Annotated in this window: 30 protein-coding genes; 29 read left to right on the plus strand and 1 reads right to left on the minus strand. The window is 25.3% G+C overall.

Features of this window, described 5'->3' with window-relative positions; genetic code table 11:
• Positions 1–22 precede the first annotated feature (22 nt).
• From ACYUDJ_RS17870 to ACYUDJ_RS18010, 29 genes are all read left to right on the plus strand, one after another.
• Entirely contained in the window at positions 23–379 is a 357-nt protein-coding gene (locus ACYUDJ_RS17870; protein WP_460289782.1) for a hypothetical protein, read from the plus strand.
• A 317-nt stretch (positions 380–696) separates the two neighbouring features.
• On the plus strand, positions 697–1,044 hold the full coding sequence (locus ACYUDJ_RS17875) for a hypothetical protein (RefSeq protein ID WP_460289783.1): 348 nt from the start codon (positions 697–699) through the stop codon (positions 1,042–1,044).
• A gap of 1 nt (position 1,045) precedes the next feature.
• Complete coding sequence (locus ACYUDJ_RS17880) at positions 1,046–1,246, plus strand: hypothetical protein (RefSeq protein ID WP_460289784.1); 201 nt, start codon at positions 1,046–1,048, stop codon at positions 1,244–1,246.
• 51 nt (positions 1,247–1,297) lie between these two features.
• On the plus strand, positions 1,298–1,699 hold the full coding sequence (locus ACYUDJ_RS17885) for a hypothetical protein (RefSeq protein ID WP_460289785.1): 402 nt from the start codon (positions 1,298–1,300) through the stop codon (positions 1,697–1,699).
• Between the two features lie 55 nt (positions 1,700–1,754).
• Positions 1,755–2,258, plus strand: coding sequence for a hypothetical protein (locus ACYUDJ_RS17890; RefSeq protein ID WP_460289786.1), 504 nt, complete (start codon positions 1,755–1,757; stop codon positions 2,256–2,258).
• 28 nt (positions 2,259–2,286) lie between these two features.
• Positions 2,287–4,848, plus strand: coding sequence for an RNA dependent RNA polymerase (locus ACYUDJ_RS17895; protein ID WP_460289787.1), 2,562 nt, complete (start codon positions 2,287–2,289; stop codon positions 4,846–4,848).
• 1 nt (position 4,849) lies between these two features.
• Complete coding sequence (locus ACYUDJ_RS17900; RefSeq protein WP_460289788.1) at positions 4,850–5,668, plus strand: hypothetical protein; 819 nt, start codon at positions 4,850–4,852, stop codon at positions 5,666–5,668.
• A gap of 643 nt (positions 5,669–6,311) precedes the next feature.
• Complete coding sequence (locus ACYUDJ_RS17905; protein WP_460289789.1) at positions 6,312–6,854, plus strand: hypothetical protein; 543 nt, start codon at positions 6,312–6,314, stop codon at positions 6,852–6,854.
• Positions 6,855–6,903: 49 nt separating this feature from the next.
• Positions 6,904–7,566: a hypothetical protein gene (locus ACYUDJ_RS17910; protein WP_460289790.1), complete on the plus strand. Its 663-nt coding sequence runs from the start codon at positions 6,904–6,906 to the stop codon at positions 7,564–7,566.
• Between the two features lie 148 nt (positions 7,567–7,714).
• Entirely contained in the window at positions 7,715–8,002 is a 288-nt protein-coding gene (locus tag ACYUDJ_RS17915) for an HU family DNA-binding protein (RefSeq protein ID WP_460289791.1), read from the plus strand.
• A gap of 178 nt (positions 8,003–8,180) precedes the next feature.
• Positions 8,181–9,404, plus strand: coding sequence for a PhoH family protein (locus ACYUDJ_RS17920; RefSeq protein ID WP_460289792.1), 1,224 nt, complete (start codon positions 8,181–8,183; stop codon positions 9,402–9,404).
• A gap of 49 nt (positions 9,405–9,453) precedes the next feature.
• Positions 9,454–9,648: a hypothetical protein gene (locus tag ACYUDJ_RS17925; protein ID WP_460289793.1), complete on the plus strand. Its 195-nt coding sequence runs from the start codon at positions 9,454–9,456 to the stop codon at positions 9,646–9,648.
• Positions 9,649–9,706: 58 nt separating this feature from the next.
• Positions 9,707–9,877 (plus strand): hypothetical protein, encoded by a 171-nt coding sequence (locus ACYUDJ_RS17930; RefSeq protein WP_460289794.1) that lies wholly within the window; start codon positions 9,707–9,709, stop codon positions 9,875–9,877.
• A 2-nt stretch (positions 9,878–9,879) separates the two neighbouring features.
• A complete protein-coding gene (locus ACYUDJ_RS17935) occupies positions 9,880–10,104 on the plus strand; it encodes a hypothetical protein (protein WP_460289795.1) in 225 nt (74 codons plus the stop codon).
• On the plus strand, positions 10,070–10,396 hold the full coding sequence (locus tag ACYUDJ_RS17940) for a GIY-YIG nuclease family protein (RefSeq protein WP_460289796.1): 327 nt from the start codon (positions 10,070–10,072) through the stop codon (positions 10,394–10,396). Before ACYUDJ_RS17935 ends, ACYUDJ_RS17940 begins: the two co-directional genes overlap by 35 nt.
• Before the next feature lie 391 nt (positions 10,397–10,787).
• Positions 10,788–11,603, plus strand: a complete 816-nt coding sequence (locus ACYUDJ_RS17945; RefSeq protein WP_460289797.1) for a BRO-N domain-containing protein — start codon at positions 10,788–10,790, stop codon at positions 11,601–11,603.
• Positions 11,604–11,652: 49 nt separating this feature from the next.
• Positions 11,653–11,808, plus strand: a complete 156-nt coding sequence (locus tag ACYUDJ_RS17950) for a hypothetical protein (protein WP_460289798.1) — start codon at positions 11,653–11,655, stop codon at positions 11,806–11,808.
• Positions 11,809–11,850: 42 nt separating this feature from the next.
• Entirely contained in the window at positions 11,851–13,074 is a 1,224-nt protein-coding gene (locus ACYUDJ_RS17955) for a hypothetical protein (RefSeq protein WP_460289799.1), read from the plus strand.
• A 49-nt stretch (positions 13,075–13,123) separates the two neighbouring features.
• Positions 13,124–13,744, plus strand: a complete 621-nt coding sequence (locus tag ACYUDJ_RS17960) for a hypothetical protein (RefSeq protein ID WP_460289800.1) — start codon at positions 13,124–13,126, stop codon at positions 13,742–13,744.
• Positions 13,745–13,913: 169 nt separating this feature from the next.
• On the plus strand, positions 13,914–14,960 hold the full coding sequence (locus ACYUDJ_RS17965) for a hypothetical protein (protein WP_460289801.1): 1,047 nt from the start codon (positions 13,914–13,916) through the stop codon (positions 14,958–14,960).
• 3 nt (positions 14,961–14,963) lie between these two features.
• Positions 14,964–16,805: a hypothetical protein gene (locus tag ACYUDJ_RS17970; protein ID WP_460289802.1), complete on the plus strand. Its 1,842-nt coding sequence runs from the start codon at positions 14,964–14,966 to the stop codon at positions 16,803–16,805.
• A 45-nt stretch (positions 16,806–16,850) separates the two neighbouring features.
• The gene (locus ACYUDJ_RS17975) at positions 16,851–18,356 is read left to right on the plus strand and encodes a hypothetical protein (protein WP_460289803.1); all 1,506 of its coding nucleotides are present in this window, start codon (positions 16,851–16,853) and stop codon (positions 18,354–18,356) included.
• A 22-nt stretch (positions 18,357–18,378) separates the two neighbouring features.
• Positions 18,379–19,584, plus strand: coding sequence for a hypothetical protein (locus ACYUDJ_RS17980; protein ID WP_460289804.1), 1,206 nt, complete (start codon positions 18,379–18,381; stop codon positions 19,582–19,584).
• Positions 19,585–19,643: 59 nt separating this feature from the next.
• Positions 19,644–20,198 carry a hypothetical protein gene (locus ACYUDJ_RS17985; RefSeq protein WP_460289805.1) on the plus strand — a complete coding sequence of 185 codons (555 nt, stop codon included), beginning with the start codon at positions 19,644–19,646 and terminating at the stop codon, positions 20,196–20,198.
• 49 nt (positions 20,199–20,247) lie between these two features.
• Positions 20,248–21,243: a hypothetical protein gene (locus ACYUDJ_RS17990; protein WP_222679390.1), complete on the plus strand. Its 996-nt coding sequence runs from the start codon at positions 20,248–20,250 to the stop codon at positions 21,241–21,243.
• A gap of 74 nt (positions 21,244–21,317) precedes the next feature.
• On the plus strand, positions 21,318–21,860 hold the full coding sequence (locus ACYUDJ_RS17995) for a hypothetical protein (protein ID WP_222679389.1): 543 nt from the start codon (positions 21,318–21,320) through the stop codon (positions 21,858–21,860).
• A 13-nt stretch (positions 21,861–21,873) separates the two neighbouring features.
• Positions 21,874–22,296 (plus strand): hypothetical protein, encoded by a 423-nt coding sequence (locus ACYUDJ_RS18000; protein WP_460289806.1) that lies wholly within the window; start codon positions 21,874–21,876, stop codon positions 22,294–22,296.
• 12 nt (positions 22,297–22,308) lie between these two features.
• Positions 22,309–23,586 (plus strand): hypothetical protein, encoded by a 1,278-nt coding sequence (locus ACYUDJ_RS18005; RefSeq protein WP_460289807.1) that lies wholly within the window; start codon positions 22,309–22,311, stop codon positions 23,584–23,586.
• 102 nt (positions 23,587–23,688) lie between these two features.
• Complete coding sequence (locus ACYUDJ_RS18010) at positions 23,689–24,117, plus strand: hypothetical protein (protein WP_460289808.1); 429 nt, start codon at positions 23,689–23,691, stop codon at positions 24,115–24,117.
• A 496-nt stretch (positions 24,118–24,613) separates the two neighbouring features.
• Here the strand turns inward: ACYUDJ_RS18010 and ACYUDJ_RS18015 are convergent, their stop codons facing one another.
• Complete coding sequence (locus tag ACYUDJ_RS18015) at positions 24,614–24,760, minus strand: ribbon-helix-helix domain-containing protein (protein ID WP_460289809.1); 147 nt, start codon at positions 24,758–24,760, stop codon at positions 24,614–24,616.
• Between the last annotated feature and the right edge of the window lie 25 nt (positions 24,761–24,785).

Here is a 24,785-nt window from a genome sequence, read left to right on the forward strand (position 1 = left end):
ATATAAAATAATTTAATAAGCAATGGAGGTGATTGTTATAAAAAAATACATTGGAAAATACAGAGTTTTATGTGAAATAGATATAGAAACTAACAAAGCAATTAATAATGGAGAAAATACATATATCAAATGTTATCGTGGAGTTCAAATTTATAGGGTTACAGAAGAAATATTGATGTTATATGCTCCATTTGTAATGCAAAGGACTAAAACTATGGACAGGCTAAAAGAAATCAAAATAATAGATTATTTTAACACTAGCTTGGAAACTCAAATAAAATTTTATGAAAAAGATTTAGAAAAGGTATTAAAAATATTTCCACCAGTAATAAAAGGGAAAGATATCAAACCAAAAAACAAATATAAAAGTAAGGCTTAAATATTTAAATTCTATAGGTAGTGCAAAAATTTAATAGTGAAAATCAATTTAAAATAGGATTAGGATTAATTACATATTGAAAGTTAAAAATGTAAAATTGGTATGTTATTTTTACAATTAGATTTTAAGAACTTAATTAGTTAATTAAGATGCGTTATGAGATGTAACTAAAGTATTTAATATCAAAATTCTATAGCTATTGTAAAAATGTACTATTAATTTTCAAAGATAAATACAAAAGGGTATATTTCATTTAAAGTGAATTATAATATAAAATAATTTAGTAAAATATATTAAAATTGAAAGGGGATATTTATATGAAGACATTATTAAAAGCTAAAGGACAAATACTAGGAGAGTTTAAGGGGGATTCAAAAATATGTAATTATAGATTATTGCAATCAAGTAAAGATGGATTAAAAAATAATTACATAACAGACATATTAAATAACAATCTAAATGAAATTGTACATATAAGACTATTAGAAGGCAATAAAGAAGTATTTAATAGTAAAGGTCTGCTGGAATATAGAAATGATTTAGGAGGCTCTCTGTGGCGTGTATTTGTAGGGGATAAATGCTTAGATGATGTATTGTGGACATACACAGATGAAGTAAAAGAGGTAGAAGTGATTATAGAATTAGCTGAGGAAGGGGATAAATAAAATGTGTTTAATAGATGATGATAGAGAAGTTATAGTTACATATAAGGATATATATGATTATGAAGAAGATAGACAAGCTTGGAAGGATTGGACAAGACTAAAGAATAAAATTAAGCGAGAAGATGATGGTAAAAATAAAATATATCGTACAGAAGAAGAGTATTGGAAGCAAGAAATGGAAGAATGGGGATTTATGTTATAGATTGAGATTTAGTTATACATATTAATAAAATAATTTAAGAAAGGATTAGCAATGAATAGATTAAGGATATTTATTAAAAGAACTATTATAAAGTATAAATTACATAAAGGATTTAAGAGTGGGAAAATTATAGTGGTTAATAAACAACATAGAGGAATAGGGAAGACTATTTTGTTAGTAAAAATGAGTAAAAAGTATAAAATACCTATAATGGTGGGTTATAAAAGTCAAGAAAATATTTTAAACGATAGATTTTGTAAATTCAACAAACCGTTTAATGGCTATAAAAAACAAATGGCAATAGGTGTAGGTAATGGTGATTTCTTAAGAGGTACAAGATTTAGAAACGGAGTATTTGTAGATGAAACTGTTAATATGAGACAAATACAAATGCTAATAGATAACAAAATAAAAATAAGAACGGGGTTTTATTATAATGATTTATTGCAATAATTTATAAATATATAATAAATCAAGTATTTTATTCAAATTTGGGAGGGATAAGTTAATGTTAAGTTTAAAAGATTTAAAAATAAATAATGAATATTATATAGTAGATGAAAATGGTTGTTATGATGATACAATTATAAAGTTTAAGGTAATACATAAATTAAAAGGGGATAAGAAGAAAGGCTTTGCTGGAGTTCAGTTTTTAAAATATATTTATGATTATGGAGAAGTAGATGTTAAATATAGTAATACCAAAGACAATGAAATTGTAATAGAACAATTATATGAAGAAGATGAAGAGAGGATTTTCAAAATTAATGAATTAAATGCAGCAAAAGAATATTTAAATTATATAATTGATGAACATGAGTTTATAGATATTGATGATTATACACCACCAGAAGAATATCCAGATTGGGATGGAGATGAATCTATAATGTATTACATTGACCATTATGTTGAAAAAGATGAAGATGATGAAGAAATAGAAGAATATGAAGACGAAAATATTGAAGATGAGGAGGACATCGAAGAAGTTGAGACATGGACAGAAGGATTATAACAATTACACATTTAAAAGGAGGGATTGAATGAAAAGTCCACAACTATTTTCGTTGTTAAAGCTAAAACTACAAGACTTTATAACATCAGAAAAAGAAAAAAAGATTAATAAAAAAGGTATTACAAAAGTAAAAACAGTATATAAGTTAAAGGATAATATAGCTTTGTCAAATGAGCAATTTGAGGAAGCAACTATAAAACAACAATACAACCATTTGTTTAGAATATTAAAAAATAAAAATAGAATAGAAAATAATTTTATAAAAGATGTATTATTTATAGATTGTAAAAATAATTCTAATTATCAAAAACAATTAGATGGGATTTTAAAAAAAGGTGTATTTGTAAACAATATAAAATATAAATACTGGGGAAAATCAGCTAGTATGTCTAGAAGTGGTATTTTAGGATTTGTGTCAGAAGAAATGTATGATGATATAGAAGAATATGCAATGATGGATATAAAATTTGATAAAACTATACTAAGTAAATTTGAAGCATATAAATGTTTACTACTAAGTTCCTGTTTCTGTATAGAGGATGAATTACCTTACATGATAGTAGTTGATGATTATGAAACAATTGTTAAAGATGTAAATATAAGATATGTAGATGAAAAGGAAGTTAATTACATTGATAATAAGACAGAAGAAGAAAAAATATTCAAGGAAAAGATAATAAAGCATGGTAAAAAAGATATTAACAATTGTATAAATGATGGAGCAGGGTTCATATCTAAAGAATATGCTAAAAAAATAAGTGAATATTTAGGGATAGAATATACTTTATGTATAGCAATGTTACGAATTCCTTATGTAAAAGGTTTAGGGATAGCAATGGATTTTAAATCCTATTATAAATCTAAAGGAATAACGCATATAAAAGATATATGGGGAAAGGAACATAGAGTAGAAGATATAGATATTATATTAACTAAAAGTCAATATAAAGGATATAAGTATTTTAAACAAGACAATACATATAATGATTGGAAAAAGTATTTAAAATTATTAAAAAAATATAATTATTGTGTAGGTATAAGTAAATGGAATTATTCCCATGAAACTGAGCCAAAAATGACAAGGGCAAACTATCAAACGTTACAAACATTAGATATTACAAAAGATGATTTAATTGAAATGTCTAAATACACTAGAAGTTGGATAGAAAAAATATTAGGTGGCGATTTATTATATGTTTATAAATATTTGGGGATAGGAGAAAATACTGAACCATCAAATATTTATATGAAAGCTATAATGCTAAATCCTCAAATGATAAATGATATAAAAGTAAGAAGCTATTTGTATGGATTATTAAAAAAGACAATAGATGAAATAAAAATAGGAAAAATATATATAAAAGGTGCTTTTAAATTCTTGATTCCTGATGTAATTATGATGTTAGAGTATATTGGGGGGTTACCAATAAGAGGTTGTTTAAAAGAAGGAGAAATGTATGCAAAAGAACATGAAGGTGAATATGTTTTAAATAGAAATCCACATATTTGTAAAGCTGAACATATAATATTAAATGCTGTAAGTAATGATGATACTAAAACATGGTTATCTCATTTAGAAAATGTATGTATGGTAAATGGGTATGATGTAACCGCACAATCTCTCAATGGGGCTGACTATGATGGAGATCTCGTATTTGTACATAATAATTCCATTTATATAAAAGGAATTAATAGAGATTCTTATATAGTGTTAGATATAGAAGATAAAATAACAGCAAAAGAACAGCCTTATGACAAAAAACATATAATAGATTTTACTAAAAAATCATTAAGCAGTAGGATAGGTGAAATTTCTAATTGTGCATCTACATATCATAATAAATTTGCTAAAGATGAAGAAACAAGAAAGAAATATGAAGATTATACCTGCCTGTTATCAGTCATTAATGGCAAAGAAATTGATTATGTAAAAACAGGTATTCGTTGGAATGTTCCTAGAAATATTGCAAAAGGAGCAAAACCATTACCGTATTTCTTAAAATATAAATATTCTGACCAAAATAAACACAATAGGTCAAAGACAAAAATGAATGAACATTGTTGGTTTATTGAAAAGTGGGAAAGAAAACTTAAATTTAGTAAAGATTTTATTAATACAAGTTATTGCATGATGAATAATAACATTCCTTTTGATGATAATAAATATAATAAAGTGGTAAAACTATTTGAGCTATATAAGAAAGAATATAAAAGTAATAAAAATTTTGAAAATATGTGTAAGAATTATGAAAAATATCAATATGAATTGGAGGAGCTAGATTTAAATAAAAAAGTAATAAAAGATTTTGAGATAGATTGGGATAAATTTTATAAAAAATATAGAATTGAATTTTTAGAAATAGTACCTAATCAATCAGAATTAGCAAACTATTTAGTAGAATTAGTTTATAATAAGATGAATGGTATGTATTATAATCAAATGTGGCAAATAGTTAAAGAGGGTATATTAACTAATTTAAGAATAAATCAGATTAAACCTATTTTAGTACCTGAAGAAACAAAAGATAATATGGGGACAGAATATCTAGGTAGGTATTATAAATTTGTTGAATATAAGGGGTGTATATAATATGGGGTACTTAAATGAAGTATTTAATACTTATTATTCTTCAACAGATAATAATCAAAAGAACAATATTAAAGAAGGTTTTAAAAATATTATATGGAGATGTCTACCTTATACTAAATTAGATAGATTTTTTAAATTTAAAATATCCTATGACAACATTAAAAATAAAGAGGTTTTAGATTTATTTAAAAAGTATAATTACATAGAATACAAAGTATTAAAATCAAGATATAATATTAATAATTTAGAGAAAGAGGATTTGATAAAAGCAAGAGTAAATAGTAATTATGGCAAATACTTTGATAAGGAAGTTTATTTAAAAAAAGATTATTATAAGGCTTTAGCAAATTATAAAAATATATATTTTAAATACCTAAATAAAGAAATTAATGATTCAATATTAAATAATTTGATAAAAGAAAATGACATAAAGGTAAAATCTTTTAAAGAAGAGTCATTTAATTATAAATATGATATGACTTGGAAGGATTATAAGTTATTTGTTGATATGTGTTTTGATAAGATATTTGATAATTACAGACCAATAGAAGAAAAGGTTAAAAATAATGAATTTAAACCAAATCATATATTAGATTGGGATGAAGATAATTACATATTAGGATATGTTAATAAAAGTCTAAATGGATATTTAAAAAACTATATTGGCAAAGAAAAATATTACAAGCAATGTGAGGTATGTGGTAAGTTTATTAAAAAGAAATCAAACAAAACTAAATATTGTCCAAGTTGTGCTAAAGAAATTAAAAAGAAACAAAACTTAGAAATATGGCATAAAAATAAGGATAGATATAAAAACTAGGAAAATAGAAAACACCTTAAAATATAGTAATATCAATAGCTGAGTGGAGTTTTAAGCCTTATTTTCCTTTTTATGAGTAGCAAAATTAACATAAAATCAAGAATTTAATATAAAATAACTTTATAATATTTAAAATATCAAATAAAGTACGCCAATACCTTATTAAAATAAATTTTGGGAATAGTTTACCTTCCCATGTGTTTTTTTACTAAATAATCTAATTGTTCAATGTCTTATCTACGCCAATAGATAAGCATTATAAAACAACGGAGTGAAGCTCCAATTAATCAAGACAACTTTAATGTTAACCCGCAGCATCTCTTAATAATGTGACCCATGTGCAGTATTAGTTGGCAAAGTACAAGTCAGTCAACGCAATTAGTATGGTTTAGCTGAGAATACGGACTGGTACTAATATAAAACAATTTAGCAATTGGAAGTAACTTGATTAAAAAATAGATAAAATTTTTTCATTGATATGGGTAGAAAACCTACCCATTCCCTCCTATTTTCATATCGTAAGAAGGCGTGGATAATGCCTGAATCCAAATATTCTATTTGCGATATAGGTGGGAATTAAAACAAGATATATAATCTTAAAGGGTTTATATAAATAAAAAAATGAGAAGGAGAAGTATGTAAAATGAAAATGTATGTTGATTTATTTAAAAGTAAGGGAGATAAAACAACATGTACAGTATCTTATAATGGAAGAATGGTAATGTATCATGACAAAGATATCTCGTATTATGTAGATAAGATACTTGAAGAAGCTAAGGATTATGATGAAATATTTGTAGATACTAGAGGATTAAGTAAATGTCTGTATGATTATCTAAAGAGGGCAGACAAACAAGGAAGAGTAAAAGAATTAAACATATTAAGAGAAAATGAAAAAAATGCTATTGATGAAATTTTAGAAATGTTGAATTTCGATAAAGACAAAATGCCTAATTTTCAAGAAGTAATAAGGGAATTAGCAATTAGATGGGAAAAATTTAATGATAATGAGAAAGATATATGTGGAAAAGTTTTATCAGGAGAATTTAAAAGTGAGATATTAAATGCTATAGAAAAAGGATATAATTTTGACAATAAATCTATGAAAATAGAATTTACTCCTAACAAAGTAAAGGATGGTGTCTATGCAACTATTGGGATTAAAAGAAATACTGAATTTAAATAGCTTTATATAAATATAGGGTGGTGACCAATCACTAAAGGAGAAATTTTATATGAATAGTTTTTTAGAAAGAGAGATTAAAGCTGATTTAGACTTGATAGAAAAGCATATTATATTAACTGAAGGTGATTTATTACAATTTACTGTGACTGATGTTAATATAGATGATGTAAGTAATTTTATTCACTTATATGAAACATATGAGAGATTAATAAATATATATATGAATAACTGTAATGTGAATAATATAGACAAAAATGTATTTACATTCTATGTAGCTAGGAGAGTTCTTTTAAAAGAAATAAAAAAGAATTTAAAAAGAAATATGAAAATATTATTTAATATTAATAAAAAATATTACAAAAAAATTATTTTTACTTATGAAAGAATAATTGATAAATATAAAGAGTTGTATAATATAGTAGAAGATATAAAAGTAAAAATAATTCACAGGTTTAACATGGAAGAATTATTACAAATAGAATATATATCTATTAGAAGTATTGATGATTTAAAAGAATTGATTAAATTATATAATAATACTTATAGGATAGCTATTAAAGGTGGTATAACTGAAATTCATGTTAATGATTTAAAAACAAGGTTTGATACTGATAATAAAATTAAAAATATTAGATTGATAATAAGAGGTCGGGAAATTCCAGTTATTTTAGATAATACTACTGAATTTGATATTAAGTTTAAAAATAATTAATTTAAAATCGTTATTTCATATAAAACAATTTATTAAAAATTGAAAAATATAAATTAATTAGGATCGAACCACAAAAACCTTAGAGGCTTGTGGTCTATATAAATAATAAAAAATTTTGAAAAAGATGATTTTGAAAGGGGAAAATAAAATGGTAAAAAATGAATTATTAAAAGCAATGGTAGAGGAAACACAAGGAGAATTAAATCAAAAACAATGTGAGTTAGCATTAAAAGCATTTGAAGAAGTAGTTAAAAAGGCTGTGAAGAATGATGACAAGGTATCATTAACAGGATTCTTAACTATAGAAACTAAAGAAGTTGCAGAAAGAGAATGTTTAGCTAATCCTAGACAACCAGAATTAGGTAAAAAGGTTATTCCTGCACATAAAGGTGTAAAAGTAAAAGTTGGTAAAGGCTTAAAAGATAGTGTGCTTTAATATAGAATAATTTAACGACATAGTGGAACAAAAACCAAGTGTTTTTGTTAGGTGGGTGTCTACACCATACTTAACTTTTTTCAATACAATAATTTATTAAGTGTATAATTATACATAATTAAACTTATATGTGAGAGGATTTGTATCCTTTCACCTCTGTAAGAGAGGGAGTATTAAAATGGATAAAAATATTAAAGTGTTTATAGATACAAATATTTTATTACATACTGATAATTTAGATGTATTATTAGAGGAATATGGTGAATTATATTTATCTAGCGTAGTTATTGAAGAATTAGAATCAATAAAGACAGACTCCAGAAAAGATAATGAGGTTAAATTTAGAGGACGAATTGCATTAAGACATATAATCGAAAATGAAGATAAGTATAAAATAATATTATGTGAAGACAAACATAGAAAAATCTGTGAAGATAAGCACCTAGAACAGAGCAATGATAATTTAATTATAGCAACTGCTTATGAAGAAAGTCAAAGAAGTGAAGTTAAGTTTATAAGCAATGATATTTTAGCTTACAAAATAGCTAAAGAAATGTTTAGTTTAGAATCAATAAGATTAATTCAACAAGAAGATGAATATAGAGGATTCAAAGAATTTATAGGAAATACAGACAATGTTAATGAATTATTTTCTCAATATGATAGTGGAAATAACTCATTAAATTTATTAGAAAATGAATATTTAATTTTGAAAAATACAGACTTAGATAAAGTTTATGAATATAGATTTAATAATGGAGAACTTAATTTAATAAAATTACCTCCATCAAAAGTTGTTAAAGGATGGAATAGCAAACAGCGATGTGCCTTAGATTTGTTGATGGACAAGAATATTCCTATTAAAATAATAGCAGGTAATTTTGGTAGTGGAAAGACTGTTCTTAGTATTAGAACAGCAGTATATCATATTTTAGATAAGGGGAATTATTCCAAGATAATGTTAGTAAGAAATCCTTTAGGATCAGGTGAAGAAATTGGATATCTAAAAGGTACAAAAGAAGATAAAATAAGAGAATTTTATAAGCCAATAGAACAAAATTTAGATGGTGGAGAATTTCAGTTAAATGATATGGTAATGAAAGGACAATTAGAAATGGAGATACCATATTATATGAAGGGTATGAGTTTAAAAGATACATTTGTTTTAGTTGATGAATGTGAAGATTTAAATAAGAAAATATTTAAATTAATAGGCTCAAGAATAGGAAGTAATTCATGTGTAGCTTTTGTAGGAGATTGGAAACAAGCTGAAGCAAAATATGTACATGATAATGGATTAATTCAATTCATACAATATGCAAAAGGAAATCCATTAGTAGGGATAGTAGTGCTTGATGAAGATGTAAGGTCTAGTGCAAGTAAATTATTTGCAGATTTTTAATAACATAAAATAATTTTAAAAAATAATATTTTAAAGGAGAGATTTTATAATGGCAAAACAATCATTAAATACAACTTTTAAAAACGCTGAAATCACAGAGGAAGATGGAGTATTTACGGTTACAGAATTTAGCAAAGACGAAACAAAGGTTTATAATTTAACAGAAGTTTTAAGAAGTCATTTAAATATGGAGGGTTTATCAATTAGAATAGCAAAAGATAGTGAACTGCCTTCAGAAGAATAATTGTAATAAATCAAAGATTTTATATAAAATAATTTAATACAATAAAGAGGTGTGAAAATTGCCAGAGTATGTTATGCCAAAAGAACAATATATTAAATTACAAAAATTTATAGAGAAATTAAGTGAAGATGGTTTTTTTGGAGATACTAAAATAAATAAAAAAACTACAAATATAACTACAAAGAATATGGTTCAAAATATTTTAAGAGAATTAAAAGGAGAAAGATAATTTTGTATTCAGATAACATAAAGAATTGTGGAGAAACACGCTTTTTTATAAAAGCAACAAGATTAAGTCCCTTATATTCAAATAAATTCAAAGAAACATTAAACAATATTTCAAAAAAAGAAATTATAGAGCTATTAGAAGAATATGACAAAAATCATATAAGCAATTTTGAAAAATTTTACAAAAATAAAAATGAATATAAAAGCAAAGGAATTTTTAATGAATAATAAAAATGGAACAGTTTATTTCATATTAGATACATCGGCTAATATAGTCAAAATTGGATTTACACGAAATTTACAAATGAGAATAAAACAATTAGAAACCTCAAATTGTAATTTGAAATTAATACATAAAATAGAAAACTGTTCTATGGATTATGAACAGAGCTTACATAAATTCTTCGAGATGGAAAGAATTAAAAATGAATGGTTTCAATATGGAGACTCTATTAAACAATGGATAAAAAGAGATAAAATTAAAAAAGAGTATTTTAAAAAGCTTAAAAATGTAAGTTAGCTATGACTTGTACAAGCATAGACTAAAAATAAAAGAGGTAGATTAATTATCTACCTCTTGTTCTGTAAGGTTTTAAATAATCAAAATCCAAAACCAAAGAACATTAAAATCAATACTTATTGTAAATATATCAAAAATTTGTTTATAAGTCAATATGTGTTATTTAATTATAAATACCATAAAATTCATCTTTTATTTGCATAACAGGTGAATTTTTAGTGTTTATAAGTGTGGTTTATATAGGACAAGCTACTTATATAAACGTCAACCTTTCTTCTATTAATGTGGTACGAGATACTGCAATAGATTTTAGAATATATTAATGTATTGCGAGACAATACGATATATTCTTTTTTATTTTTAATTATATAAGAAGAAAGGGAATGATAAAATGAAAAATCAAAACAATCAATTACAAGTATTTGAAAATGAAGAAATGGATTTGAGAGTAAGGGCTATTCAAAACGAAGATGGGAGTATAAGTATAAATGCAGAAGATGCAGCTATTGGCTTTGGATGGTGTAGAACTGAAAATAAAAATGGAAAGCAATATAAATCTGTAAGATGGAGTAATATTAATAGATATTGTAAAGATTTAGGTTTCGCCAACAAGTTGTCGAAAGATGATTTTATTCCAGAAAGTTTATTTTATATGTTGGGAATGAAAGCTAACAATGATAAAGCTAAGAGATTTCAACAATGGTTAGCTGTAGATGTAATCCCTAACATTAGGAAACATGGAGGATATTTGACACCTGAAAAAGTAGAAGAAGTTTTATTAAATCCAGATACTATAATAAAATTAGCAACGCAGTTAAAAGAAGAGAAAAATAAAAATAAACTATTAAACAATGAAAATAATGCTTTGTCTAAAGATATAATTACATGGGCTGATACAAGTATTATAAATGCTTTAATTAGAAAATATGGGGCAAATATAAAAAATGATTTCGGTGGTGCATGGATAGAATTCAAAAAGTGTCTGTTGTACAAATATTCTATAAATCTTAATAGTAGAATGACCAATTATTTAAATAATACCACTAAAAAAACAAAACCAAAAACACTTTCTATGCTTAAAAACAAAGAGGAATTAACGATGGCTTTAAAAACAGCCATATCTATGTGCAGAGATGAAGGTATAGATATTTCAGGTATATTAGGAAAACACTCAAAAGATGAAGATTTAAAAGAAATTATAAAATAATTTAATAAAGATGAATAGTACATAATTTTAAAAGGAGAATTTTTAAAAGATGAACATAGAACAAAGATATGGAGAAAAAATAAAATGTAATCAATGTGGTAGAGAAATAATATTAGATGAATTTAGTATTGAAAAAGTGGGTACAAGCACATATGTAGTCTATTGTGAAAATGGATGTGAATTTTTATTAGATGAAAAGTTTTAATATAAAATAATTTAATAATAGTATTTTAAAAGGAGAGAAGCAATGGAAGAGATTCTAAGAAGAAAAGAAGGGGAAAGCTTATTTGATTATTATAAAAGAATAACTCTTGGAAAGAAAGAGTTTGATATTGATTACATAGAATGGGGTAACATTATACTACAGGAAGATAACACTTATTCTTCAGAAAATTTAAGAAAAGCATTTTACGTTGTAGAAAAAATGTTTAAAAAACTAGAAAATGAAAATATAAAAAATATATCTGATGATAGTTTATTAGAAGAAGTTAAGAATATACTAGGAGAGTTAGATATAAAAAAACAAGAAGTTCGCAATAAAACTAATAAGTTGAATAGAATTAAAAGGGAATTTGTTAAAACTATTGAATTATCAAATGATTTAAAAAGATATATGAAAGAAAATAATTTCACAGTTGTTATTCCTGAATATTGTAATAATGAAATAAATGTTAATAAACAAGATTATACTATGATTTTAAATATTAGTGATTTACATATAGGATGTGTTATAAATAATTGTAAGAGTAATTATTATAATTATGAGGTCGCAAAAAAAAGAATAGATAAGCTTATAGATGAATGTTATAAATACATAGAAATGTATAATATTAAAAAGATATATTTAATAAACACTGGAGATACAATTGAACACAATTCTATGAGAAAAAATCAATATCAATATTGCGAATTTGGACAATCCGAACAAATAAACAAAGCAATAGATTTAATTTATTATTTAATAATTTCTTTATGTAAATATTGTTATGTTGAATATGATTCTATAGCAGGAAATCATGATAGAATGAATGGAGATTATTCAGCAAATTATGATGGAGATAATGCTGACAATATAATTACTGAACAAATTAGAAAATATAATGAACTAAGTGGAAATAAAAGAGCAAATATAATAAAAAGAAATCATACTGATAAAGAAATCATTAAAGAAATAAATGGATTAAAATGTAAATTTATTCATGGAGATAGTCAAAATAATAAAGATGGGAAAACTATATTAAAAAATGAAATTTCTATGGATGATGATTTTTATGATATTTTATTTCAAGGACATTGGCATAATTTTAAATTAGAATCTGAAAATAATAAAAGATATATTGTAACCACAGGTTGTTTGAGTGGCTATAATGATTTTTCAAAAAGGTTTGGATGCTCAACAGTAGCAAGTCAAACAATTGCTATCATTGGAAATAATCAAGTAGAAATGATTAAAGATGTTCAACTAAATTAATTATAAAAAATAATTTAATAAAATTATAAAAATAAAGGAGATTTTGAATATGAGATTAGATAGTTATGATGAATTTGTAGAATATGTAGTAGCTAAGTTTTATGAAGAAGATGATATACAAGCAATTTGTGATTATGAATTAGCCAACTTGTTAATGTGTGAATTTGGCAATATGAATTATACGGATTATAAAGGAGTCGACTTGCAATCAGATGTAGATGAATATTATGTTACATTATTTGGAGAAGAATGTTTTTGTGTAGAGCCATTAAAGGTTGATAATAGAATTAAAATGACAACTAGTGATTACTTTATTATAGATAATAATATTTTAGAAAAGAATCCTACATTATTCAATTATTTAGAAGGTAATAATTTTGAAGTTAAAATAATAGATTATGATGAAAAATGTGATTGTAATAATTGTTGTGAGTATTGTAACGAATGTGAAGCTACCAAAGCAGATGAAATGGATTTAGATGAATTGTTTGGTGGTAATTCTATAGAAGAAGAAATAAATGAAGAAGATTTAGTATGTGTATTCGCTAATCTAATAGCTGAATATACAGAATTAATATTGGATAATGATTGTAAGGAAGAAATTATAGGACATGCTTTAACTGAATTCGGATTTAAAGTTTTAGAGAAAATTTATTTAGACGAAGAATAATAAAATAATTTGATAAAATGTGAATTTTAACTAAAATTAATTTTGATAAGACACATCCAATGTGGTGTGTCTAAATGAGAATTAATTAAATATGAAATAATTTTAAAGAGGTTACTTTTATGTGACTTCTTTTGTGTTATATGAGATATAGAAAGGAAGTGAAAGAAAAATGGCTAGTAAACCTAAGATGAAATGTAAAGGGCAATGCAAAAGAGAATTAACTGTAGATAAATTTTATCGCAGTCAATCTTTGAAAAATGAAATATTTGGAGGATATTGTCCATATTGTAAAGAGTGTTTATCCGAATTAACTTATGATAAAGGTATATTTGATGTTGAAAAATTAAAATTTGTATTAAAGACTTATTTAGACAAGCCATTTTTCAATGATATATTTCAAAATGTATTAATGGCAGAGACTAAAAATCATTTGGGTATATACATAAAACAATTAAATTTAAGAAAGAAAGGTAAAATTTTAACTTGGAAAGATGGAGAAAGGGAAGATATCGACAGTCCCAATGAAAAAGAAAGTGATAATAAAAAAAGTAAAATAGATAAAAAAACGAGAGAACACATAGAAATAGCTAAAAAAGATGTTATAAAGCTTTTAGGATACGATCCTTTTGTTAATGAACCTGAAGAAGATAAGTATAAATTATATAATAGCCTGATTGATTATTTAGATGAATCTACCTTAGAAGATAGTTTTAAAATTCCTACAGTTATACAAATAGTTAAAACTTTTAATCAAGTAGATAAAATAGATAATGCCCTAACAGAGTATATGAATGATAAATCTAATATAGTTAATAGTGCAAGTTCTATCAATACTTTATTTGGTGCAAAAAAAAATATGTTAGCATCAATATTAAATATGGCAAAAGATAATGGAATAAGTGTTAATCATAGCTTAAATAAATCAAAAGGGGCGGGAACTTTAACAGGTACTATTAAAAAATTACAAGACTTGGGATTTAGTGAAGCAGAGGTAAATTTATTTGATATAGAAACATGTGATGGTATGCAGCAAGTAGCAAATGCAAGTAATAAAAGTATATCGCAACAACTTATGTTTGATGAAAATGATTATACTGAAATGATTAAAGAGCAAAAAATATTAATTGAAAAATTTCAGAACAAAGCTGATAAATTAGAAGAAGAAAATAGGAATTTAAAGTTTAAGCTATCCCAATTTAAAGAAGGTGGTAGCTAATATATGGATTATCAAGTAAAAAAAACTAAGATAGAAATGTCTGAAAGAAAAAAAGAAAATTATCTTAAATTAGCTCAAGTAATACAATGGGGTAGAAGATATCCTGTAAAGTTCGTAGATAGATTTTTTGGAATTGAACTTTTAGATTATCAAAAATATGTATTTCTAAACAGTTGGACGACTCCATTTTGTGTTTGGTGTCAATGTAGAAATAGTGGCAAATCTACATTAGGAAGTCCTTTTATAATGGCAAAATCAATGCTAGTTCCTAATTTCCAAGGATATTTATTAGCTGGAGATGGTTCACAATCAAAAGAGCTGTTTCAAAAAATTGAAAAAATAGCGAAGAAAGAAATAGCTTCTTTTACTGGCTTAACAGATATCTTTTATAATGAGCTAGTAAAAAACGTTAGTAACTCTGATGGGTTTACCCATAATCCCAATTCTTTTGAATATAAACTATTTAATGGAAGTAAAGTTAATACTCTAAATAGTGTTGCGGACAATTTAAGAAGTAAAAGAAGTAATTGTAATTTTTATGATGAAGCAGGTTTTATACCAGATGAGTTATTTGTGGCTACTGAACCTTTTACAACTCAAAATAGTGATTTCAGACTAGGTGGAGATTCAGATGTAACTTTATTACCAAAGCAATTTCCGAATCAATTAATATATGCCTCATCTGCATCTAGTGTAGATACATATTTCTTTAAAAAATACAAAGAATTTTCTAAGAGAATGTTTCTAGGAGATAAAAGATATTTTGTTGCAGATATAAATAGTGAGATTGTTATGAACGCAACATTTAATGGTAAAATCTATCCAGTAGCATTAATAACTCAAGATAAAATAGATAATGCAACTAGAGAAAATCCAGAAAAAGCTAATCGCGAATATAGAAATATATTTTCCAAAGAGGGTGGAGATAATCAAATTGTTAAAAGAGCTACAGTTATAAGAAATAGTTTTTCATATAAACCAGTTATGTTTAATGATAACAATAGAAGAATAGTTATGGCTTATGACCCTGCACACGATTATGATAATTCAATAGTGATTATTGCTGAGGAAATCTTTGATGAAAATATAGGATGGTATTTAAAGATATTAAATTGTGTGTGTTTTTTAGATGTTAGTAAAAAAAGTAAAAAACAACTAAGAACACCTGAACAAATTGAATATATAAAGCAACTATTATTAGATTACAATGGAAATCAAAAGGCTGATTATGAAAATATTGATTTATTAATGGTTGATTCTGGTGCTGGTGGTGGTGGACATATAATTGGAGATTATTTTATGGAAGATTGGAAAGATAAGAATGGTGTAAAACATAAGGGCTTAATAGATAAAGAAGTCAGTGAAGAACATATTTCAAAATTCCCAAATGCAGTAAATAAAATTAAATTAATTAGTCCTAAAAAATATAGGAATGAAATGTTTTCAGCATTAGAAGAAATGTCAAATTTAGATTTGTTAAAATATACTAAAGATTATGATATGAAAGGATATATATATTTAGATGGAGACGAGAGTTTAGATGAAAATAATAATTTAAAACAATATAAACTTAGCTTAGATGAAGAAGTATCTTTAAAACAAATTGATTTAGCAAAAGAAGAACTAGTAAATATATATAGATATGAGAATGGTACATCTGTTAAATATAGTTTACCTCCAGAAAAAGAAAAGAAAATGCATGATGATAGAGCTTATTGTTTGGCAATGTTAGCATGGAGACTACAAGAATTGAGAAGAAATGAAATTGTAGGAAAAAAAAGAAAGTCTAATTTAAATGTATCACAATTATTTGGTTTTAAAGCCCCAAATATAAGAAAAATCTAAATATAAAATAATTTTACAAAACATGAAAGGGAAGAAGGTGAAAATTTGCCTGAAGTAAAAGTAACAGAAGTTTCAGAGGAAGAAAAAGAAAAACAAAAAATGCAAATGTTCTTTACTAGCTTAGCTTCTTTAGTAGTAAATGATTTAAATAAAAATAATAAAAAAAATAGTTTCTTTAAAAAATATAAAAAACAAGATGTAATAGATTATTTGCAGAATCCTCAAAAATATGAAAAAGAATTAAGAGAAATATCAAGATTTCTATATGTTAATTCAGCACATTATAAAAGACTTATTAACTATTTTGCTAATATGTCCTTATTCTATTATGATTTTAAACCAACAGGAATAATAGATTTTTCAAAAATTAATAAAAAAAAGTTCTTAAAAGAGTATTATACAATATGTAGTAGAATTGATAAAATGAATCTTTCTCATGAATTTTCTAAAATATTAACTATAGCATTTAAAGAAGATATTTTCTATGGATATGAATATGAAACAACAGATTCTTATTTTATTAAAAATTTAGACCCAGATTATTGTTCTATAAGTTCAATAGAAGATGGTGTTTATAATTATCAATTTGACTTTGCGTTTTTTGATAATCGAAAAGAAAAATTAAAAGAATATGGAAAAGAATTTGAAATAAAATATAATAAGTATTTAAAGGACAGAAAGAATAATAGATACCAAGAATTAAATAGTAAAAAAACTATTTGTATTAAAATAAATGAAGAAATAGAATATCCAATACCTCCTTTTGCAAACGTATTTGAAGCTTTATATGATATTAATGATTATAAAATGCTAAAAAAAGCGAAAGAAGAGATAGGAAATTATCAATTGTTATCAATGAATATTCCAATGAGTGATAAAAACCCTGATGAACCAATGCTAGATTTTACTACAGCAAAAGAATTTTATGCCCAAGCGTTAAATGTGTTGCCTGACCAAATAGGGGCTATATTAACTCCTATGAAAATTGATTCTATAAAGTTTGAAAGAGATACTCCTAATAATGATAGAGTTATTGAAGCTGAAGATTTATTTTGGTCTAGTGCTGGAGTAAATGGAAATTTATTTAATTCAAAAGGTAATAGTGGTTCAGTAGTAGATCTATCAATAAAAACAGATGAGTCTATTGTGTTTAAAGTATTAAAACAAGGAGCTAGATGGGTAAATAGAAAATTTAAATTTGCTAAAACTCAATTTATGTATAAATTTAGTTTTTTAGATGTTACTATTAACAATCAAGAAAAAATGATAGATAAATATTTTAAATTAGCACAATATGGAATACCTGTAAAAACAAATTTATGTTCATTAGTAGGACTTTCTCCTATAGATATGCAAATAAATACATGGTTAGAAAATGATGTGTTAAAATTACATGAAAATTGGTTGCCACTTAATAGTAGTCATACTCAAACTAATGAGCCTACTAATGGAGACAAAAAAGCTGGTAAACCACAAACGAATGCAGAAGATTTACAGGAAACTGGTGAACAAACTAGAGAGAATGATTCTAATAATGATAGAATAAAATAATATTTTGAAGGGAGGTGGATAAATGAATAAAAAAGAAATCAGTAAAAACATTCCAATTATGTTTCAAAAATTAAAAGAATTTGATATTAGAGATACCAGATTTACAAAAACTAAGATTTGGCTTATGCATTTAGGTGAGAATTTAAATGGAAGTTATTTTGATAAAGAATCTACTGAAAAAGCTATTCCCTCATTAGCTAATACTCCTATATTAACATATATAGAAGACAATAGTGATGGAGAAAAAGATTGTTCTGACCATAGGGAAGTCTTAGCAGTAGAAAATGGACAATACAAAATTAAATATTTAGGACAGGCAGTAGGTGTTATTCCTGAAACAAATAATGCTAAATTTGAAAATAGAGTTTGTGATGATGGTATAGAAAGAACTTTTTTAACTTGTGAAGGACTTATATGGAATAAATGGAATGACATACAGGATATCATGAATAGAGATGTGAAAAAACAGCAATCAATGGAGTTACATGAAAGCTATGATGGTGTTTTTGGTGAAGATGGATTATTTCATTTTACAAAGTTTCAATTCTTTGGTGCTTGTATATTAGGAAAGGATGTACAACCTGCGATGCGTTCAGCATCAGTTGAGTTGCAAGAGTTTTCATATAAAAATTTTGCAAAAGAAATCCAATCTAAGTTGGAAATGTTTAAAGAATATATGAAAGAAAGTGAGGAAGATAAAATGGATAAGGAAAAAGAAAAGGTAGTTGAAGAAAAAGCAATAGAAACTAAAGATGAAACTACTGATGAAAAAGTTGTTAAAGAAATGAGTGAATCTAAGGAAACTGATATTGTAGAAGAAAACCAAGAAAATAATATTGAGGAGTATTCAAAAACAATAAACTCTTTATCAAAAGAATTGAAAGATTTAAAACAAAAATATTCTAATTTAGAAAAGGAAAATAAAGAGTTATCTGAATTTAAATCTTCAAGATTAAAAGAAGATAGGAAACAAGCAGAGAATGAATTATTTTCACAATACGAAGAATTAAAAGATGTTAAAGAGTTTAATGAACTAAAGAATACTTCTGATAAATTTCAGAAATTAGAGGATTTAGAAAAAGAATTAGCGTTATTATATGTTAAAAATCAAAGGAAATTTTCTAAAGAATTAACAGAAGAAAAGAAAACTGTAAAATTCCAAGTAGAAAAAACAGAAGAACAAGATGATGGTTATGGTGGTTTATTAAACAAATATGTTGAAAAGTAAAGCCAAACATTAAATAAAACAATTTAACAAATTAAAACAAAATTTAAGGAGGAAATAATATGGAAAAGAAAGGTATAGTTAGATTAGATAAAATTAAAAGTTGTTATGTAGGACATATATATTCAGTACAAGCAAATGAAGAATTACAAAATGGATTTATAGGACATTTAGGTGAATTAATAGATGGTGAAAGAGAAGTGTATTCTTTTGTAAAACCTACAGCTGAGAGTATTAAAAAAGATAAGATAGTTCTTATAGCTAATCCAGAAATAAATTATGAAGAAAGAACAATGAATGATTATGCTTTAGAAAATTATTCAATACCAGCAAATGAAGCTAGTAAAGCTTATGAGTTAAGTGAAACAGATATATTTTCTGTAAGTGATGATATGGTAGATGTTATTGACAAATCAAATGGTGCAAAGAAAGGCAATTATGTTGTTGCACAAGATGGTTCATTTAAGTTAAAAGAAGTAGAAACCTTAGATGGAACAGAAGTTTTTGTAGCAAAAATATTACCTTTAGAAACAATAGGAACAACAACTGTAATTGGTATGCCAGGACATATAGGAAGAATGACTAAATTTATACCAGTACAAATTAAAAAAGCTTAAAGTAAAAACAATATAAAACAATTTATAAAAATTAAGGAGGAAAACAAATATGAAAGAGTTAGCAAAATTATGTTTAGATACTTATAGAGGACAAGTCCCAAATTTTTCAGCAAAAGATTCAAGTGAGGTAATAAGAAAAGCTTTTGTTGATATGGTAGGTACAGATAAAATAGACTATAAAACATTTAGAAGACATCAAAATGAAATATTTGAAGTTATAGAAGAAACAATAGACCAACTGATAGTAGAAGGCTGGGGACAAAATATGTTCTTTGAAAGATTTGTTGAAAGAAAAGATTTAGATTTTGGAGATAAAAATGAATTTTATGTTGAAGATAGAAGTTTATTAACTATAAGTAGATTTAGCGGGAATCATTGGGATATAAGAAGACAAAAATTAAATGTTGGTGAAAGTTTTAATGTTCCAACTAAATTTTATGGGGCTAAAATATATACAGATTTTGCAAGATTTTTATCTGGCAGAATAGATTGGGTAGCTTTTGTTAATAAAGTAAAGAAATCTTATGATGATTTTATTAATGGTGAAATATATACTTCATTTATGAATGCTTCATCTTATTTGCCATCTGCTTTTAAAGAAAAAGGTTCTTTTACTGAAAGTAGAATGTTAGAAATATGTGACCATGTTTCTACTTCTTGTGGTAATGCTCCTATAACTATAGTTGGAACAAGAACTGCCTTAAATAAAATGACAGGAACAGTTAGTAGCGAATGGATTTCAGAAGGAATGAAAGAAGCTAAAAACCTAAAAGGCATAATTTCACATTGGAATGGTATAGAATGTATGCCTATAAGTCAGGTACATAAAGCAAATACATTTGATTTCTTATTGAATGATAAAAAATTATTAATAATACCAAATAACATAAAACCAGTAAAATTAGTTAATGAAGGACAAACTATAATAAAAGAAGTTAGTGATGGAATAACTAATATGGATATGTCTATGGAATATGCTTTCCAAAAGAAATTTGGAGTGGGTGTAGTATTTAATGCTATGTATGGTTCTTTTGAAATAGCATAATATAAAATAATTTTAAAGGCTAGAAATGAATCTAGCCTTTTTATTTTAATACTTTTGAAAGGAGAAATTTTTAAATGGCAACAAAAAAAGAAGTTAAAGATACAGATGTAAAAGTGGAAAATGTAGATGTTAAAGAAGAAAAAACAACTACAAAGAAAAAAGAATTAAAACCACCTAATAGAGATGAAATGATAACATGTAGAAGTGTAGTAATTGGGGGATTAACATATATATCTGAAAGAAGTGGGGCAACATGGCGTTTTGATGATTATGGTACTGAACAATATATTGAATATGGAGAATTATTGAGCATGAAAGCATCTAAACCAGTTTTCCTATTTGAACCTTGGCTGGTTATAGATGATAATCCTGCTGCAATAAAATATTTAGGATTAGAGAGTCTTTATAATTCAATAGTGCCAATAGAAAATTTAGAAGAATTTTTTAGACAACCTTTAGATGAAATATCTAAGAAATTAGAAAAACTTCCTTTAGGAGCAAGAAATATTTTAGCTTCAAAAGCTAGAAAAATGATTGAAAATAGGGAGTTATATGATATTAGGATTATAGATTTATTAGAAGAAAAATTACAATTAGATTTAAGTGTGGTTGAATAAGGGAGGTGGCAGTTTGGCTACTCCGTTTCAAAGAATTTACGATAAATTTTTAGCACAAATTGATGATACTGATTTATTAAAATTAGAAAATGAAGACATAGAATCTTTTTTATTTAATTATTTAGAAAACTCAATAGTAGATTTTAAGAAATGTAAAAAGGATTTAATAAAAAACATAAATGAAAAGAATCAACAATTCGATATAGAGTTAGACTTAGAAGAAATATACATTCTTAGCTTGGGTATGGTGTTACATTGGTTGCAACCTCAAATACAAAGATTACAGCTTATAAGACAATCATTAGGAGATAGAGATTTTAAGCTAAGTTCAAATTGGCAGACATTGGATAAACTAAATAATTTAGAAGAAAAAACTAGAAAAAATTTAAAAAATTATATTATTAGTTATACTTTTAATGATTTGAAATACAGGTAGGGAGGTTTTAGAATGGATTTTTCTTATTTAAATAAGTATAGAAGAAAATCAATAGTATCAGGTATGACCTCCCAAGAACAATTAATACAGCAAGAAAGAGAGAATTTTGATTATTATTTAAGTAATGCACCTAATAGATTTATTGTTGAGAAATTTAGAGATTCAAGCATATCTTTGAATAAAAATATTATATGTACAATACAAGATCATCATTTCAATGATTCTCAGAATGTTGATGGTAAAATACTATGCTGTAAATATAATGAAAATCTTAACATAGGAGATATTGTTTTATGGGAAAATCAATTACATATCGTATATTTTGAAGAAAAGAATACAATACCTTCTCATAAAACTCTATTGATTAAACCATGTAACAATGTATTAACATTGCAATATAATAAAAGTATTTATAAAATTCCTTGTATCCTGTCTAATGCAACATTGTATTCAGATGGAATAGACGTTAAGCAAATAACGTTAAGTAATGACCAAAGAGGTGTATTAGTACCTTGTAACAGTTTCACAAGCAAAATACAATTGCAACAAAGATTTGTTTTTAATCATAATAGTGTATTTTCAGTTTCTCTAATAGATGATTTCACTTTTAAGCAAGTAAATGAGAATAATGGATTATTACAATTAACAATGATTAGAGAAATGGAGAAAAACAATCTTGATGATTTAGAAAGTAATTTAGCAGATAACTCTCAACTAAAAAAAGAAGAACCTCTAGTATTACAAATGGATGATAAACCTATTCAATTAGAAGCTAATAAAACTTATCAATTAAATCCTAAATTATTCCAAGGAAATAAAGAAATAACTAATCAAACTGAAATAGATAAAATTATTTATACAGTTGAAAACAATACAATTGTTAAAATTGAGAATGGATTAATAACAAGTTTAGAAAAAGGAACTACGAATCTACAGGTTTCTTATGAAAAACAGGTTATTACAATTTCAATTCAAGTTACAGATATAAGTGTACATAGTGGGACTTGTAATATAATTGGACAAGACTTTATCAAGATAGGAAAACTAGGACGTTGGGAAGTTGAATTATATGATAATTTAGGAAATAAAGTTGATGGGAAAGTTGAGTGGGATATTGTAAGTGAAAATATAGATGAGTTAATTAAAATTAGAGAAAAGACATCTAATAGCATAGTTTTATTAGCTCATAAGAAACAAGAAAACATAGGTAAGAAATTTATTATTAAGTGTAAAACTCTTGATGGACTAAGTTTTGACCAACAAGAAATAGTTTTAAAAAGCTTAATATAAAACTCATATTTTATTAAAATTTTTACTTTGAAAAACAGAGTAAAATGAAGAACATAGAAGAAAACAAGAGATAATAATCACAAAAATTGAAGGAGTGATAATATGGCAGTAAAGCTAATTGATAAATTAGAATTTGATAATTTTGACAAAACTACATATACAAATGTAGCAGTAATTAGGGCTAAACAACTAGATGAGAATATGAGATTAAATACCTCATTAGTTGATGGTTTTATTGTTTTAACTAAGGAAAGTGTACAAGTTACTGAAATTGAAGATGGGGCTTTAGATGATGCAAAAAGTATAGGAACTTTTTGTTGTGGTTCTGATGGAAAAGTTAAGATAATAGTAGATAAAACCACCGTAGATACTGTTGAAAAGGCTAAAGCAGAATTATCTAAATATCAGGCAGTTACAGAAATGAAAGAAGATTTAGCTTATGAAAATGATTTATATGATGTAACTATGATAGACATGGGCTCTAATAGAAAAGTATTTAACACTGTATTATTAAATGGAGCAACTAATTAGTTGTTAAAAATATACTCAAATATAGATATAGAGAAAAGTATATTTTATAAAAACAAAAAGCTCCCTACATTCATAAAGAGTGTAGAGTGCGTTTTAAAAACGCCAAAACTCCTTTAATTGCTGGAAGTCCTTAAAACTGCATTGACCACAACGTAAGAATGAAACAAGTCTAAGCGTGAAGGTTACGAAAGTAGAAAAAATAATGTAGATGGTGCAAGGTTAAATCCTAAACATTTTAACAATGGGTAATCAGCAGGTAAGCCTCGAATAGAGGAAACTTCAACGACTAGAGAGTAATCTCGTACCTTCAAGTGAGGGGAAATGGGGAGAACCTTATATTTATTATAAGGTTGTGATATAGTCTGTGCTTATATGAAAGTATAAGAAGTTCATAAGAGAACTGCATAGGGAGTAGCGAATCTATGTGAACACTCTAAAAATATTACAAATGTAATTTAGATATTTTGTGATACAACCGTATTTTAAAATTTTATAATTATTTATTTTCTAAATCTTTAACAATTAATTTATAAACGTAATTAGATACAGAACGTTGTTCTTTACTAGCTTTTAATTTTAATTGTTCATTCATTTCTTTAGGAATAGTAATTTTAATTCTTATATTATTTTTACTAATAGCCATAATATCACCTTAAAATATTTTTATT

This window comes from Clostridium sp. CTA-6, assembly GCF_054768115.1.

What these genes read in the sequence shown, in the direction of transcription:
- ACYUDJ_RS17920 (WP_460289792.1), top strand. Translation starts at nt 8,181, where the DNA reads ATGGATAAAAATATTAAAGTGTTTATAGATACAAATATTTTATTACAT.
- ACYUDJ_RS17870 (WP_460289782.1), top strand. Translation starts at nt 23, where the DNA reads ATGGAGGTGATTGTTATAAAAAAATACATTGGAAAATACAGAGTTTTA.
- ACYUDJ_RS18005 (WP_460289807.1), top strand. Translation starts at nt 22,309, where the DNA reads ATGGATTTTTCTTATTTAAATAAGTATAGAAGAAAATCAATAGTATCA.
- ACYUDJ_RS17905 (WP_460289789.1), top strand. Translation starts at nt 6,312, where the DNA reads ATGAAAATGTATGTTGATTTATTTAAAAGTAAGGGAGATAAAACAACA.
- ACYUDJ_RS17945 (WP_460289797.1), top strand. Translation starts at nt 10,788, where the DNA reads ATGAAAAATCAAAACAATCAATTACAAGTATTTGAAAATGAAGAAATG.
- ACYUDJ_RS17900 (WP_460289788.1), top strand. Translation starts at nt 4,850, where the DNA reads ATGGGGTACTTAAATGAAGTATTTAATACTTATTATTCTTCAACAGAT.
- ACYUDJ_RS17950 (WP_460289798.1), top strand. Translation starts at nt 11,653, where the DNA reads ATGAACATAGAACAAAGATATGGAGAAAAAATAAAATGTAATCAATGT.
- ACYUDJ_RS17980 (WP_460289804.1), top strand. Translation starts at nt 18,379, where the DNA reads ATGAATAAAAAAGAAATCAGTAAAAACATTCCAATTATGTTTCAAAAA.
- ACYUDJ_RS17955 (WP_460289799.1), top strand. Translation starts at nt 11,851, where the DNA reads ATGGAAGAGATTCTAAGAAGAAAAGAAGGGGAAAGCTTATTTGATTAT.
- ACYUDJ_RS17965 (WP_460289801.1), top strand. Translation starts at nt 13,914, where the DNA reads ATGGCTAGTAAACCTAAGATGAAATGTAAAGGGCAATGCAAAAGAGAA.
- ACYUDJ_RS17995 (WP_222679389.1), top strand. Translation starts at nt 21,318, where the DNA reads ATGGCAACAAAAAAAGAAGTTAAAGATACAGATGTAAAAGTGGAAAAT.
- ACYUDJ_RS17940 (WP_460289796.1), top strand. Translation starts at nt 10,070, where the DNA reads ATGAATATAAAAGCAAAGGAATTTTTAATGAATAATAAAAATGGAACA.
- ACYUDJ_RS17915 (WP_460289791.1), top strand. Translation starts at nt 7,715, where the DNA reads ATGGTAAAAAATGAATTATTAAAAGCAATGGTAGAGGAAACACAAGGA.
- ACYUDJ_RS18010 (WP_460289808.1), top strand. Translation starts at nt 23,689, where the DNA reads ATGGCAGTAAAGCTAATTGATAAATTAGAATTTGATAATTTTGACAAA.
- ACYUDJ_RS17910 (WP_460289790.1), top strand. Translation starts at nt 6,904, where the DNA reads ATGAATAGTTTTTTAGAAAGAGAGATTAAAGCTGATTTAGACTTGATA.
- ACYUDJ_RS17925 (WP_460289793.1), top strand. Translation starts at nt 9,454, where the DNA reads ATGGCAAAACAATCATTAAATACAACTTTTAAAAACGCTGAAATCACA.
- ACYUDJ_RS17985 (WP_460289805.1), top strand. Translation starts at nt 19,644, where the DNA reads ATGGAAAAGAAAGGTATAGTTAGATTAGATAAAATTAAAAGTTGTTAT.
- ACYUDJ_RS17880 (WP_460289784.1), top strand. Translation starts at nt 1,046, where the DNA reads ATGTGTTTAATAGATGATGATAGAGAAGTTATAGTTACATATAAGGAT.
- ACYUDJ_RS17875 (WP_460289783.1), top strand. Translation starts at nt 697, where the DNA reads ATGAAGACATTATTAAAAGCTAAAGGACAAATACTAGGAGAGTTTAAG.
- ACYUDJ_RS17960 (WP_460289800.1), top strand. Translation starts at nt 13,124, where the DNA reads ATGAGATTAGATAGTTATGATGAATTTGTAGAATATGTAGTAGCTAAG.
- ACYUDJ_RS17970 (WP_460289802.1), top strand. Translation starts at nt 14,964, where the DNA reads ATGGATTATCAAGTAAAAAAAACTAAGATAGAAATGTCTGAAAGAAAA.
- ACYUDJ_RS18015 (WP_460289809.1), bottom strand. Translation starts at nt 24,760, where the DNA reads ATGGCTATTAGTAAAAATAATATAAGAATTAAAATTACTATTCCTAAA.
- ACYUDJ_RS17890 (WP_460289786.1), top strand. Translation starts at nt 1,755, where the DNA reads ATGTTAAGTTTAAAAGATTTAAAAATAAATAATGAATATTATATAGTA.
- ACYUDJ_RS17990 (WP_222679390.1), top strand. Translation starts at nt 20,248, where the DNA reads ATGAAAGAGTTAGCAAAATTATGTTTAGATACTTATAGAGGACAAGTC.
- ACYUDJ_RS17885 (WP_460289785.1), top strand. Translation starts at nt 1,298, where the DNA reads ATGAATAGATTAAGGATATTTATTAAAAGAACTATTATAAAGTATAAA.
- ACYUDJ_RS17895 (WP_460289787.1), top strand. Translation starts at nt 2,287, where the DNA reads ATGAAAAGTCCACAACTATTTTCGTTGTTAAAGCTAAAACTACAAGAC.